Genomic DNA, 269 nt, shown 5'->3' with positions numbered 1-269 from the left:
GGATCGATGACTTATCTATATATACTTCGTGAATGATGTTTCATCAATAGTTGTTTCCTTATCCAGTTTTGAGGGTTTTCAAAAAAACTTTCAAAAACACCTTGATTTTCAATGCGAGACACGGTATAATAGTTCTTGTCCTTGAAAAAAGGTAAACAAAAGATCTGGTGATGAAGGCGAAGAGGTCACACCTGTTCCCATGCCGAACACAGTAGTTAAGCTCTTCAGCGCCGATGGTAGTCGGGTTTACCCCCGTGAGAGTAGGACGT

General features: G+C 40.9%; 1 rRNA gene. It reads left to right on the top strand.

From position 1 onward, the window contains the following. Positions 1-163: 163 nt before the first annotated feature. Positions 164-269 (top strand): 5S ribosomal RNA (gene rrf / locus ACXAJH_RS20500); the annotation flags it as partial.

The organism is Halobacillus sp. ABD4_316 (genome assembly GCF_056161385.1).
The sequence above is the reverse complement of the archived record's forward strand: the minus strand, read 5'-3'. Positions and strand labels throughout refer to the sequence as shown.